The sequence below is a fragment of the Falsiroseomonas sp. HC035 genome (assembly GCF_050563525.1).
Classification (GTDB): domain Bacteria; phylum Pseudomonadota; class Alphaproteobacteria; order Acetobacterales; family Acetobacteraceae; genus Falsiroseomonas.
Map to the genome: position 1 here is coordinate 13,728 of NZ_JBNXUN010000002.1, position 12,451 is coordinate 26,178.

A 12,451-nucleotide genomic window follows, 5' to 3' on the forward strand; every position below is an offset into this window, starting at 1 on the left:
TCAGGCGGCCTTGATCCGGCCGAGGAAGCCATGCACCTGGTCGCGCAGCTTGCCGGCCTGGCCGGACAGGTCCCGCGCATCGCCCATGATGCGGCCGGACACCGTGCCGGTTTCCCGGGCCGCGGCGTTCACCGTGGCGATGCTGGCCGAGACGTCGTCCGTGCCCTGCGCCGCCTGCTGCACGCTGCGCGCGATCTCCCGCGTCGAGGCGCCCTGTTCCTCCACCGCCGCGGCGATGGCGGCGGCGCTCTCGTTCAGGTTCACGATGGTGGCGGCGACCTGCTGGATTGCCTTCGCCACGCTGTCGGTGGCCGCCTGCACCGCGTTGATGCGGGTGGTGATGTCTTCCGTCGCCTTGGCGGTCTGCGCCGCCAGGGTCTTCACCTCGCTCGCCACCACGGCGAAGCCCTTGCCGGCCTCGCCGGCCCGCGCGGCCTCGATCGTCGCGTTCAGCGCCAACAGATTGGTCTGGCCGGCGATGTCCGAAATCAGCTTCACCACGTCGCCGATGCGCCGCACGTCGCCTATCAGGCTTTCCACCACCACCGTCGCGCCACGCGCCTGTTCGGTGGCAGATTGCGTGGCGCCGGTGGAGCGCACGACCTGGCTGCCGATCTCCTGGATCGAGGCCGTCACCTGCTCCGTCGTCTCGGCGACGGAGCGCACGTTGCCGCTGGTCAGCGTGGCGGCGGAGGCGACGCTGCCGGTCTGGTCCAGGGTCCGGGCCGCGGCGGCGTTCATCGCCTGGGCATCCTGTTCCAGCCGGCTGGTGCCGGTCGCCACCTGGGCGACCAGGGCCAGCACCTCGGTTTCGAAGCTCTCGGCGATGCGGTGCAAGGTGGCCTTGTTGGCAGCCTCCGCCTTCGTCGCGGCGTCGATATCGACCAGCGACCCGCAGGCGCGGCGGGCCTTGCCGTTGGCGTCCTGGATGACGCCGCCGGTGGCGCGGAACCAGCGGTAGCTGCCGTCCTTGACCTTCAGGCGGTAGGTGGTGTCGTACACCTTGCCGCTGGCCAGCGACCCGCCGAAGGCCGCGAAGGTCTTCTCCACATCGTCCGGATGCAGCCGGTCGGACCAGGATTGCACCTGGTCGGGGAATTCCGCGGCGCTGCCGAAGCCGCACAGCCGGCGGAATTCCGCCGACCAGGTCCAGCGCGCCTGCGGGTGCATCGGGTCACCCTCATGCAGGATGGCGTCCCACAGGCCGACGCCCGCATGGCTCGACAGCGTGTCCAGCCATTCCGCCTTGATGGCGAGGTCCTTCGAACCGCGTTGGAAAAACGACATCGTCTGGGGCTTCCCTGGGTGGCGGGGCAGGATGGTCCCGCGGCGGTTTCGCAAGCCTTAAGGCGCGGCGCCCTTACCTCCCCGGCCAAATTCGGCTAACCCGCCTGCGCCATGCGCCAATTCCTGGATTTCGAAAAACCCATCGCCGAACTCGAAGGCAAGATCGAGGAGCTGCGCCGTACCACGGACGCCGGCGGCATCGACGTAGCCGAGGAGGTCGGCAAGCTGCGCGACAAGGCGCACAAGCTGCTGCTTGCCACCTACGCCAAGCTGACCCCCTGGCAGAAGGCGCAGATCGCCCGCCACCCGGAACGGCCGCACACCTCCGACTACATCGCCGGCCTGATCGAGGACTTTCTTCCGCTGGCCGGCGACCGGGCCTTCGCCGATGATTCGGCGGTCACCGGCGGCATGGGGCGGTTCCGCGGCCGTGCCGTGATGGTCATCGGGACCGAGCGCGGGCACGACACCGAAAGCCGCGTGAAGCACAATTTCGGCATGGCGCGGCCGGAAGGCTACCGCAAGGCGCGCCGGCTGATGGAACTCGCCGGGCGCTTCGGTCTGCCCATCCTGTCCTTCGTCGACACCGCCGGCGCCTTTCCGGGCATCGAGGCCGAGGCGCGCGGCCAGGCGGAAGCCATCGCGCGCGCCATCGAGGCCGGGCTGGATGCCCCGGTGCCCTTCATCGCTACCATTATCGGTGAAGGCGGGTCGGGCGGCGCCATCGCGCTGGCCGCCGCCGACCGCATCCTGATGCTGGAGCATTCGATCTACTCCGTCATCTCCCCGGAAGGCTGCGCCAGCATCCTGTGGCGCGACGCCGCCCAGGCCGCCACCGCCGCCGAGGCGCTGCGCCTGACGGCGGAGGACCTGCGCAAGCTGGCCTTGGTCGATGCCGTGATCGCGGAGCCACTGGGCGGCGCGCATCGCGACCACCCCGCCATGCTCGCCGCCGTGTCACGCCAGATCTCGGACAGCCTGGAGCCGCTGCTGGCGCTGGATGGCGCGACGCTGCGTGCCCGCCGTCGCGAGAAGTTTCTGGAAATGGGGCGCGCAGGGGTCGTATGACCGCCGGGCGGGTGGTTTGATCCCGCCCGCATGGCCCCTCCCGACTCCGCGTCGCCTCCGCCCCATAGGGTGTCACAGACGGTGCCACCGGCAGAGTTGCGGCGGCTGTTCTTCCGCGTCTTTCCGGCCGTCGCGCTGGCCATGTTCGGCGCCGCGCTGGACCAGACCATCGTCGCCGCCGCCCTGCCCGCCATTGCCCGGAGCCTGGGCGAGGTGGAGCGGATTTCCTGGATCGTGGTGCTGTACCTCGTCGCCAACACCGTGGCGGCGCCGGTCTATGGACGGCTCGGCGATGCCTTCGGTCGGCAGCGCATGCTGCTGGTGGCGCTGGCCGCCTATGCCACCGGCGCCACGCTGTGTGCCTTCGCCGGGTCCCTGACCACGCTGGCGGCGGCGCGGGTGGTGCAGGGCTTCGGCGGCGGCGGCCTGATCTCGCTCTCCGTCGCGCTGATCGCGGAGGTGGTGCCGGCGCGGGAACGCGGGCGCTTCCAAGCCTATATCGCCGCCGTCTTCACCACAGCCAGCGCACTCGGCCCTGTGCTGGGCGGGGTACTGACCGGATATTTCGGCTGGCGCAGCATCTTCCTGCTGCAAATACCGCTTTCGGCGTTGGCCGCCTGGCTGGCGGTGACGCGGCTCGGCAACGCCGCGCGCGGCCGTTCCAAGGGGTTCAGCTTCGATGGCTGGGGGCTGCTGCTGTTCGCGGCCTTCGTCGCGCCGGCGTTGATGGCGTTGGACCAGGCGCGGCAACTCACCACCGGGCCGCTGCTGGTGGCGGCCGGGCTGGCGTGCCTGGCGGGCCTGGCACTGGTGCTGCTGCTGCGCTGGGAAAGGCGGGCGCCGGACCCGCTGCTGCCGCTCGGGCTGCTCGGCAACCCGACGGTCTGGCGCGCCAACCTGATGTCGGCCTGCGTCGCCGGCGCCTTCGTCGGTACCATCGCCTTCCTGCCGATCTACTTCACCGCCGTGCGCGGCCTGTCCCCGGCCGCGGCCGGGCTGGCGCTGTTGCCGCTATCCGCCTGCGCGGGCTTCGGCGCCATCGCCTCCGGCACGCTGCTGGCGCGCACCGGGCTGCTGATGCGCTGGCCGGGCATCGGCCTTTCGCTTTCCGCGACGTTGCTGGCGCTGGTATCGCTGGGCCTCGGCTGGCTGCCGCTGCCGGCGATGGCGGCGCTGCTCGGGCTGGTCTCGGCCGGCTTCGGCATGTCCTTCCCCATGGTGCAGGTCGCGGTGCAGGTGGCGGCGGGCGGCAGCCAGCTCGGCTCCGCCACCGCCTCCGTGCAATTCACCCGATCGCTCGGGGCCGCCACCGGCACGGCACTGCTCGGCGCGGTGTTGTTCGGCGCGCTGACGCTGGCCGGCGGCGACGCGACGCGGCTGTTCGTGGCGCTGGTCAACCAGGGCCCGCCGGCGCTCGCCGCGCTGGACGCCTCGGCGGAGGCGGCGTTCCGGGCCGAGATGGTGGGCGCCTTCCGCGCCGTCTTCGCCACCGCGGCGGCGCTGGTGCTGTTCGGCGCCTGGCTGTCCACCCGGGTGCCGCTGCGCCGCGTCTAGGGTCGTACCAGATCCCACTGATCGGAGCCTGCGCCCGCCGAAGGCGGGCGAGCGGCCGATTGGCCGCCGCGCCGAGTCGCGCGCAGCCAAGCCGGCGGATGCCGGCGCCGGCGCTTGAGGCGGTGATCGGTCACGATCACCAGGACTTGGTATCAGCCCTTGAAGGCCGCCTCCAGCTTCGCCAGCACCGCCGACTCGGCCGGCGAGACCGGGTCCACCAGGCCGAGGAAGCCACCCGCCGCCATCGCCACCCGCCGCGCCCGCCCCAGGATCTCTGCCTGCAGTGCCGCGCGGGCGGGTGCGTCCAGCCGTGCGGCGCTGGCTCGGACATAGTCGGTCCAGGCGTCCAGCAGGACGGGCGACGGCGGCGCTGTCAGCCACTGCGTCAGCGCCTGGTAGCCCGCGCCCTGCGGCGAGACGCCGGCCTCGGCCGCGGCGGCGAGCAGCGCCGCGCGTTCCTTCGCATCCAGGCTGCCATCCGCCCAGGCCACCAGCACCAGCGGCACGACGGACAGCGCCGCTAGGCTGGAGCCATCCAGGCCCAGCGCCAGCAGCCGGTCGAGCACCGCGGTATCGGTGATGCCGGAGGCCGCCTCCAGCGCCTCCCGCTTCGTCATCGCCTCCGCGGCCTCGCGCTGCTGCCGTCGCCAGGCCTCGGTCTGCTGCGCGAAGAAGGCTTCCTCCAACGCGCGGCGCCGGTCGTCCAGGAATTCATGGCTCATCATTGCCTCCCCAGCATGACAAGGGTGGATGATATCGCAGATCGCGCCTCTTGACCCACATCGTCGCGGCCCGGACGCTGCCGGCTGCACGGGATGGGGTGGCGGCAATGTCGGGTCGGTTCGCCGGACGCATCGGCCTTGTCACCGGCGCCGCCTCCGGCCTCGGCCGTGACGCGGCGCTGGCGCTGGCGGCGGAGGGTGCGCGGCTGGTGCTGTTCGATCGCGACGCGGCGGGGCTGGCCGGGACGCAAGGCCATTGTGCCGGTGCGGTGGCCGTCACCGGCGATGTCTCGCAGGCCGGCGACATGGACCGCGCCGCAGCGGCGCTGGATACGCTGGGGCCGGTGACGCTGCTGGTCACCGCCGCGGGGATGCTCGGGCCGACCCTGCCGCTGGCGGAGGTCGCGGAATCCGACTGGGACCGGGTCTTCGCGGTGAATGTGAAGGGCACATGGCTGGCGCTGAAGGCGGTGCTGCCACGCATGATCGCGGCCGGCGGCGGCGCGGTGGTGACGGTCGCCTCCGGCGCCGGGCTGGTCGCCAACGCAGTGTTCCCGGCCTATTCGGCCAGCAAGGGTGCGGTGGTGCTGATGACGCGCAGCGTCGCCGCCAGCCACGCCGTCCAGGGAATCCGCGCCAACGCCGTCTGCCCCGGCCAGATCGAGACGCCGATGCTGCGCGGCGTTTTTTCGGCACTTGGCGACCGCGCCGCATCGGTGGAAGCCACCTTTCGCGCCCGCAACCCCTCCGGCCGGTTCGGGGAGGTGCCGGAGGTGACGGCGGCGGTGCTGTTCCTGCTGAGCGACGCCGCCAGCTACATCAACGGCACTGCGCTGCCCATCGACGGGGGCCGGCTTGCCTGAGACGACACGCTTCGCCGTGGTGACGGGTGCCGCGCGCGGCATCGGCGCGGCGATCGCGGCGCGGCTGCGGGCGGAGGGTGCGGCGGTGCTGCTGGTCGATCGCGACGCGGCGGTGACGGAAACGGCCGCGGCACTCGGGGCCGCGGCCCTGGTGCTGGACGTGGCGGAGGCCGGCGCGGGCGCGCGCATCGCGGCCGCCGCGCCGGGCCGCATTGACCTGCTGGTGAACAATGCCGGCATCGGCGGCTCCCGCCCCCTGGCGCAATCCGACGACGCGCTGCTGGCGCGGCTGCTGGATGTGAACCTCGGCGCCGTGCTGCGGGTGACGCGCGATGTGCTGCCGCTGCTGCCACGGCCGGGCGGCTGCATCGTCAACGTCGCCTCCGTCTTCGGCATTGCCGGGCAGCCGGGGACCACGGGCTATGCGGTGGCGAAGGCGGGCATCGCGCAGTTCACGCGGACGCTGGCGGCGGAGCTTGGCCCGCACGGCATCCGCGTCAACGCCGTGGCGCCCGGCGTCATCGCCACCGCGATGACCGAGGGCTTCCTGCGCGACGACTGGTACCGGCGCAGCATGGTCGAGGCCGCGCCATTGCGCCGTGCCGGGACGCCCGGGGAAGTGGCCGCCGTCGTCGCCTTCCTGGCCTCGGCGGATGCCTCCTTCGTAACGGGCCAGGTGCTCGCGGTCGATGGCGGCTGGCTTTCCGCGCGCCACGCACCGCGCGAGGATGACTGAGCAGGAGGATTTTGAATGGACATGCGCGTGAAATGGCCGAACGGGGCGCGTTGCGCCGTGGCGCTGACCTTCGACTTCGATGCGGAGACGCTGTGGCTGTCCCGCGACCCGTCGAACGCGCGGCGCCCCGGCACGCTGAGCCAGGGCGTCTACGGCGCCAAGGTCGGCGTGCCGAAGATCCTGCAGACGCTGGGCGAGGCCGGCGTGAAGGGAACCTTCTTTATTCCCGGCTGGACCGTGGAACACCACACCGACCGCGCCGAGATGATTCTCCGCCAAGGCCACGAGATCGGGCACCACAGCTACTCCCACGCCTGGCCCGACCCGGACGCGCCCGAGAAGGATGTCGAGGAGATGGAGCGCGGCCTCGACAGCCTGAAGCGTGTGCTCGGCGTGGTGCCGAAGGGCTACCGCTCGCCGGCCGGCGAGACGACGGACGAGCTTGTGCGGCAGCTCGACAAGCATGGCTTCCTGTACGACAGCTCGATGATGGGCGACGTGAATCCGTACCGGCTGCCGCATCCGGATGGCGGGCGGCAACTGGTGGAGTTGCCCTACCACTGGTCGCTGGACGATGCGCCCTTCATGCTGTTCAGCGTGAAGACGCCACGCCCGATCATGACCAACAGCCACATTCGCGAAGTCTGGCAGGAAGAATTCAAGGAAATCCATCGCTGGGGCGGCTTCTACAACCTGGTGATGCACCCGCAGCTTTCGGGACGGCCCAGCCGCATCGCGCTGCTGCGCGAGATGATCGCCTTCATCCGCGGCTTCGAGGGCGTGTGGTTCGCCACCTGCTCCGAGATCGCAGAGGCCTGGGCCGCGCAAGAAACCCGTTGACGCATAAGGAACCGACGAACATGCAGATCACCAGGCGGCAGGCGCTGGCAGGTGCCGGCATCACCATCCTCGGCAGCGGCGGCGCGGCACGGGCACAGGCGGCGCCGTTCCGCTTCATCGTCAATGTCGGGTTGCAGAACCTCGACCCGATCTCCAGCCCCTCCTTCGTCACGCGCAACTTCGCATATCTTGTCTTCGACACCTTGGTCTCGATGGACGGGCGTGGCGCGTACAAGCCGCAGATGTTGCAGGGTTGGGAGATCAGCGCGGACAAGCTGACATGGACCTTCGCGTTGCGCCCCGGCCTCGCCTTCCACGACGGCAGCCCGGTGACGGCGGAGGATTGCGTTGCCTCGCTGAAGCGCTGGGGCGGCCGCGATTCGATCGGCCGCCGCCTGATGGCAGCGACGGAAAGCCTGGCGGCGACGGACCATCGCCAGTTCGTGCTTAAGTTGGCAAAGCCGTTCGGCGGCGTGCTGGAGGCGCTGGGCAAGCCCTCCGTCCACGTGCCCTTCATCATGCCCGCCCGCATCGCCAACGGCACGCCGCCGGCGCAGCAGGTGCCGGAGATCTTGGGCTCCGGCCCCTTCACCTTCGACCGCGCTGGCTGGGTGCCCGGGGAGCGCGCCAGCTTCCGCCGCAATGCCCGCTACGTGCCGCGCGACGAGGCGCCGGACGGCCTCGCCGGCGGCAAGGTGGCGAAGCTCGACCGCGTCGAGATGGCGACGATGTCGGACCCCGGCCTGCGCGTCGCGGCGTTGCAGACCGGAGAGGTGGACTACCTGGAATACGCGCCGGTGGATTACCTGCCGCGGCTGCGCACCAACCGCGCCATGACCATCGCCCAGGCCGGCGGCCAGGCGGAGCTGATGTACTGCGCCAGCCTGAACCACTATTTGCCGCCTTTCGACAATGTGCTGGTGCGCCGCGCCGTGCAGCAGGCGCTGGACCGGCGGGAGGTGCTGGCCGGCGCGGGCTTCGGCGAGGGCCTGGGCCAGCCCGACTGCGCATCCCTGTTCATGTGCGGCGCGCCCTACAGCAGCACCATGGGCACGGAGGAGGTGGCGCAGCCGAGCCTCGACCGGGCCCGCGCGCTGTTGCAGCAGGCCGGCTACACCAACCAGCGCGTGGTGCTGCTGCACCCGGCCGACAGCCCGCTGCTGAACCCCTACGGCCTGGTGATGATCGACCGCCTCAAGCGGGCCGGCTTCAACCTCGATGTGCAGGCCAGCGACTGGGCCAGCATCGCCCAGCGTTGGGTGCAGCGCCAGCCGCTGGACCAGGGCGGCTGGAACATCGTGCCGGTGGTCTACACCGGCTTCGACCTGGCGAATCCGCTGTCCAACATGGGCGTCGGCTTCAACTGCACGGACAACCAGCCCTGGGGCTACTGCGACCCTTCGATGACGCCGGTGATCCAGGCCTTCGAGGCGGAAAGCGACCCCGCCAAGCGCCGCGAACTGGCCGGCCAGTTGCAGAAGCTGTCCTACGAGGCGGCGACCTTCCCGATTGCCGGGCAGTTCCGCAGCCCGGCGGTGTGGCGCTCCGAGCTGCGCGGCGTCATCGATTTCGGCTTCCCGGTGATCTGGAACATCGAGAAGCCGGCGCGGTAGGCGCAGCCGCCCCGTCACCCCCTCAGGTGCCGGGGCGTTTCGCGAAGGCAAGGCCGAGGCCCAGCGCCATCATCGCCGCGCCCGAACCCTGCCGCAGGCGGCGGATCAGGGCGGGGCGCGCCGCCGCACCCTCCCGCAAGCGGCTCGCCGCGGAGGCGACGACGATATCCGCCAGCGTGTTGAGCGCGACCGAGATCGACCCCAGCAGCACGAATTGCAGCGCGACATGGCCCTGCGCCGGGTCGATGAATTGCGGCACGAAGGCCAGGAAGAACATCGCCGTCTTCGGGTTCAGCGCCTCGACCAGCACGCCTTCGCGGAAGGCGCGCCGCGGCCCGATGGAAGGCGCCACGGGCCCGCCCTCCACGCCCAGCGACAGCGACTGGCGGGCCGACCGGAAGGTGCTGATGCCGATCCAGACCAGGTAGGCCGCGCCGACCAGCTTCAGGGCGGTGAACAGCTCCGCGCTCGCCAGCACGATGGCGGAGACGCCGAGGCTGCCCGCCAGGATGTGGCCCATGCCGCCGAGCCCGGTGCCCAGGCTGGAGGCGATGCCCTCTGCCCGACCGCCGGCCAGCGTCCGCGCGGCGACGTAGAAGATGCCCGGCCCGGGCGTGATGGCCAGCAGCAGGGCTGCGGCGGTGAACAGGATGATCTGGGCAAGGTCCGGCATGGCCGGACCCTACCCGAATCCGCGTCAGACCCAGTAGGGCGGGAAGCCAGAATTCTTCTGGTCGGCCTCCAACTGCCGCAGCATGGCGTGCCATTCCAGCACGCCGTAGGGCCGCCGCGCGCCCGGCTGGTACAGATGCGCGGTCTTGGAGAGAATTTCCTCGCCCGGCATCGTCAGCTCGGTGCGCGCCGCCATGGCATCCACCTGGGCGCGGCAGGACATCTCCAGCTGGTACATGGTGTTGAAGGCCTGCGGCAGGGTCGCGCCGCAGGTCAGCAGCCCGTGGTTGCGGAACACCAGCGCATCATGTGCGCCGAGGTCGGCTATGATGCGCTCGCGCTCGGACAGGTCCACCGCCGGGCCTTCGTAGTCGTGGTAGCCGAGGTGGCCGACGAAGCGGATGGACGTCTGGCTCATCGGCAACAGGCCGCACTTCATCGCGGCGACCGCCATGCCGGCGCGGGTATGGGTATGGATCACCGCCGCCACGTCCGGCCGCGCCTTATGGATTGCGCCGTGGATCACGTAGCCGGATTTGTTGATGCCGTAGTCGGTGTCGGGCTTCCACAGGATGTTGCCCTCGACGTCGATCTTCACCAGCGAGGTCGCGGTGATCTCGCGGTACAACAGGCCATACAGGTTGATCAGCAGGTGGTCGGTGCCGGGGATGCGCAGCGTGATGTGGTTGTAGATCAGGTCCGTCATCGCGTAGGCGTCCATCAGCCGGTAGCAGGCCGCGAGGTCGAGGCGCGCCTGCCATTCCGCGCTGCTCACCTCATCCCGGATGGATGGCCAATCGGTGTGGTAACGCGGGGCTGCATGGTCCATGGCTTGATTCCTTCCCTCGTCGCGCGAGGGATATAGCCTACGGCTTCAACTCCACCTTGATCCAGCCCGGCCGCCGCAGGTCGAATTCTTTGCAGGCGGCGATCACATCCGACATCGGCTCGACCTGCGACAGCACCGCCGTCGCATCCACCGTGCCACCCTCGACCATCTCCAGCGACTTGGGAATGTAGGTCCGGTGGTTGCAGTTGCCCATGTTGATGGTGAGGTTCTTGTTCATCGCGGTAGCGATCGGGAAGAAGCGGTCGGTCTGAGGATAGACGCCGATGATGCCGAGCGTGCCGGCCTTGGCCAGCGTCTGCACCGCCCGGGTCGCCGCCTGGCCTGGCGCGTCGCCGGGCTTCCACTGCGCGTTGGCGGGCTTCGGCTGCACGCCGATCCGCCGCACCTCCTGCGCGAACTGCTCCTTCCGCTGTTCCGCCTTCCCTGCGGCCGGTCCCTGCTTCGGCATCTCGCTGTCGACCACCGATGCCGTGAAAACGACGGCCTTCATGGATGGGCTCCCGCTGAGTCTGGTGCAGCAGGCAACGGCAACCAGCCTAACCGGTTGGGGCGCGGGAGCGGCCGTTCCGCAGGCCGATCACCGACGGTCGCGGACCCCCGCCGCCAGCGCCCTGGCCCGTTCTGCCGGAATGTTGAGCCGCAGCCCGGCAGTGGAGACGGAGGCGATGGCACTGACCGGCAGCGTGATGCCGTGCCGCGCCGGCCGCAGCCTGATGCGGTCTCCTTCCAGGCGCTCCAGCATGCCGATTTGCGCGCCGTCGCTTCCCAGGACCGGCAAGGGATCGCGGAATTCATCGCCACTCATCGCGTGGGTTCCTGTCCATGCCCGAGCCACCGGGTCCGAGCCACTGGGCCCGAGCCACCGGAACGGCTGAAGATCCCGCGGGATGCAGCCCGCACACGATCGTTCCGTGGTCGCGGTTCAATCCTTGGTGTCAGGCTCCGGCAATTTCCTTCGCGGCGCCGCAGCCAGGTCGTGCAGCTCCTTCTCCGTCATCGAATCGGCCATGCTTTTCGATGCACCCTTCAGGCTGGATTTCGGTGCATCCCCACGCTTGGCGGCCAGCGCCGCGCCCGCCGCCTTCTGCTGCTTCTGCGATTTTGCCGGCATGTCATCCTCCTCGGGCCTTGCCTGCCGCTGCAACGCATGAGCGGCGCATCCGTCTCGGCCTCGGATGCAACCCGCCCGCACCGCAGGCTTTGGCGCAGGCACACGGCCAGCAGGAGCCAGCGCCGATGACAGACGACGAGAAATCCGCCACCTCCCGACGCCTGGTGCTTGGCGGCGGCCTAGCGGCCGCGCCGGTGCTGATGGGAGCGACGCCCGCCGGCGCGCAGCCCGCGCCGGCCGCCAGCCAGCAGCCCATCCTCACCGACCCGCGGGAGAAGTTCCCGAAGCCGCCCTTCCCGAGGCAGGAACAGGAATGGCCGGGCCTGGCCGCGCGGATGCAGCCGCGCCCGGACCATGGCGAGACCAGCATCCGCGGGTCCGGACGCCTCATCGGCCGCAAGGCGCTGCTGACCGGCGGCGATTCCGGCATCGGCCGCGCTGCCGCCATCGCCTATGCACGCGAGGGTGCCGACGTCGCCATCAACTATCTGCCGGCCGAGGAGGAGGACGCGCGGGAGGTGATGGCGCTGATCCGCGACGCCGGCCGCAAGGCCGTGGCGCTGCCCGGCGACATTCGTGATGAGGGTTTCTGCGAACGCCTGGTGGAAGATGCCCGGCGCGAGCTGGGCGGCCTCGACATCCTGGTGAACAACGCCGCGCGGCAATCGGCGCAGCGCAGCATCCTCGACATCACCACGGACCAGTTCGACGCCACCTTCCGCACCAACGCCTATGCGATGTTCTGGATCACCAAGGCGGCGCTGCCGCACATGCCGCCTGGCTCCGCCATCATCAACACCGCTTCCGTCGTCGCCTACGACCCGCCGGCGATGCTGCTGGACTACTCCGCGACCAAGGCCGCGATCATCGCCTTTACCCAGGCGCTGGCGAAGCAGGTGGCGGATCGCGGCATCCGGGTGAACGCCGTGGCCCCGGGCCCGTTCTGGACACCGCTGCAGCCAAGCGGCGGCCAGATGCCGGATGCGCTGCCGCAATTCGGCGCCGAGTCGCCGCTCGGCCGGCCCGGCCAGCCGGTGGAACTGGCGCCGGTCTACGTCATGCTCGCTGCCAACGATGCCAGCTACGCCAGCGGCGGCGTCTTCGGCAGCACCGGCGGCAGGCCCGGACCCTGAGG

At 70.6% G+C, this 12,451-nt stretch carries 14 protein-coding genes; 7 read left to right on the forward strand and 7 right to left on the reverse strand.

Annotated elements, in window-relative coordinates; genetic code table 11:
• On the reverse strand, positions 1-1,287 hold the full coding sequence (locus tag ACLF3G_RS04545; protein ID WP_430668151.1) for a methyl-accepting chemotaxis protein: 1,287 nt from the start codon (positions 1,285-1,287) through the stop codon (positions 1-3).
• A gap of 111 nt (positions 1,288-1,398) precedes the next feature.
• Between ACLF3G_RS04545 and ACLF3G_RS04550 the strand changes: the two genes are divergently transcribed.
• Complete coding sequence (locus ACLF3G_RS04550) at positions 1,399-2,355, forward strand: acetyl-CoA carboxylase carboxyltransferase subunit alpha (protein WP_430668152.1); 957 nt, start codon at positions 1,399-1,401, stop codon at positions 2,353-2,355.
• A gap of 69 nt (positions 2,356-2,424) precedes the next feature.
• A complete protein-coding gene (locus ACLF3G_RS04555) occupies positions 2,425-3,909 on the forward strand; it encodes an MFS transporter (RefSeq protein ID WP_430668153.1) in 1,485 nt (494 codons plus the stop codon).
• Between the two features lie 152 nt (positions 3,910-4,061).
• On the opposite strand, the gene ACLF3G_RS04560 is transcribed toward ACLF3G_RS04555, so the two are convergent.
• A complete protein-coding gene (locus ACLF3G_RS04560; protein WP_430668154.1) occupies positions 4,062-4,631 on the reverse strand; it encodes a hypothetical protein in 570 nt (189 codons plus the stop codon).
• 50 nt (positions 4,632-4,681) lie between these two features.
• Between ACLF3G_RS04560 and ACLF3G_RS04565 the strand changes: the two genes are divergently transcribed.
• Genes ACLF3G_RS04565 through ACLF3G_RS04580 form a run of 4 tightly spaced genes read left to right on the forward strand, consistent with a single transcriptional unit; the run spans position 4,682 to position 8,683 of the window.
• The gene (locus ACLF3G_RS04565) at positions 4,682-5,494 is read left to right on the forward strand and encodes an SDR family NAD(P)-dependent oxidoreductase (protein ID WP_430668155.1); all 813 of its coding nucleotides are present in this window, start codon (positions 4,682-4,684) and stop codon (positions 5,492-5,494) included.
• A complete protein-coding gene (locus ACLF3G_RS04570) occupies positions 5,487-6,230 on the forward strand; it encodes an SDR family NAD(P)-dependent oxidoreductase (RefSeq protein ID WP_430668156.1) in 744 nt (247 codons plus the stop codon). The genes ACLF3G_RS04565 and ACLF3G_RS04570 overlap by 8 nt, the downstream gene beginning before the upstream one ends.
• Positions 6,231-6,245: 15 nt before the next feature.
• On the forward strand, positions 6,246-7,070 hold the full coding sequence (locus tag ACLF3G_RS04575) for a polysaccharide deacetylase family protein (RefSeq protein ID WP_430668157.1): 825 nt from the start codon (positions 6,246-6,248) through the stop codon (positions 7,068-7,070).
• A 20-nt stretch (positions 7,071-7,090) separates the two neighbouring features.
• On the forward strand, positions 7,091-8,683 hold the full coding sequence (locus ACLF3G_RS04580; protein ID WP_430668158.1) for an ABC transporter substrate-binding protein: 1,593 nt from the start codon (positions 7,091-7,093) through the stop codon (positions 8,681-8,683).
• 22 nt (positions 8,684-8,705) lie between these two features.
• Here the strand turns inward: ACLF3G_RS04580 and ACLF3G_RS04585 are convergent, their stop codons facing one another.
• The 5 genes from ACLF3G_RS04585 to ACLF3G_RS04605 all read right to left on the reverse strand — a co-directional run bounded on the left by ACLF3G_RS04585 (position 8,706) and on the right by ACLF3G_RS04605 (position 11,349).
• The gene (locus ACLF3G_RS04585) at positions 8,706-9,356 is read right to left on the reverse strand and encodes a LysE family translocator (RefSeq protein ID WP_430668159.1); all 651 of its coding nucleotides are present in this window, start codon (positions 9,354-9,356) and stop codon (positions 8,706-8,708) included.
• 24 nt (positions 9,357-9,380) lie between these two features.
• The gene (locus ACLF3G_RS04590) at positions 9,381-10,184 is read right to left on the reverse strand and encodes a class II aldolase/adducin family protein (RefSeq protein ID WP_430668160.1); all 804 of its coding nucleotides are present in this window, start codon (positions 10,182-10,184) and stop codon (positions 9,381-9,383) included.
• A gap of 37 nt (positions 10,185-10,221) precedes the next feature.
• The gene (locus tag ACLF3G_RS04595) at positions 10,222-10,695 is read right to left on the reverse strand and encodes a hypothetical protein (protein WP_430668161.1); all 474 of its coding nucleotides are present in this window, start codon (positions 10,693-10,695) and stop codon (positions 10,222-10,224) included.
• A gap of 87 nt (positions 10,696-10,782) precedes the next feature.
• Entirely contained in the window at positions 10,783-11,010 is a 228-nt protein-coding gene (locus tag ACLF3G_RS04600) for a DUF2171 domain-containing protein (protein WP_430668162.1), read from the reverse strand.
• A gap of 117 nt (positions 11,011-11,127) precedes the next feature.
• Positions 11,128-11,349 carry a DUF3008 family protein gene (locus tag ACLF3G_RS04605; RefSeq protein ID WP_430668163.1) on the reverse strand — a complete coding sequence of 74 codons (222 nt, stop codon included), beginning with the start codon at positions 11,347-11,349 and terminating at the stop codon, positions 11,128-11,130.
• 92 nt (positions 11,350-11,441) lie between these two features.
• Between ACLF3G_RS04605 and ACLF3G_RS04610 the strand changes: the two genes are divergently transcribed.
• Positions 11,442-12,449 (forward strand): SDR family oxidoreductase, encoded by a 1,008-nt coding sequence (locus ACLF3G_RS04610; RefSeq protein WP_430668164.1) that lies wholly within the window; start codon positions 11,442-11,444, stop codon positions 12,447-12,449.
• Positions 12,450-12,451: the final 2 nt, after the last annotated feature.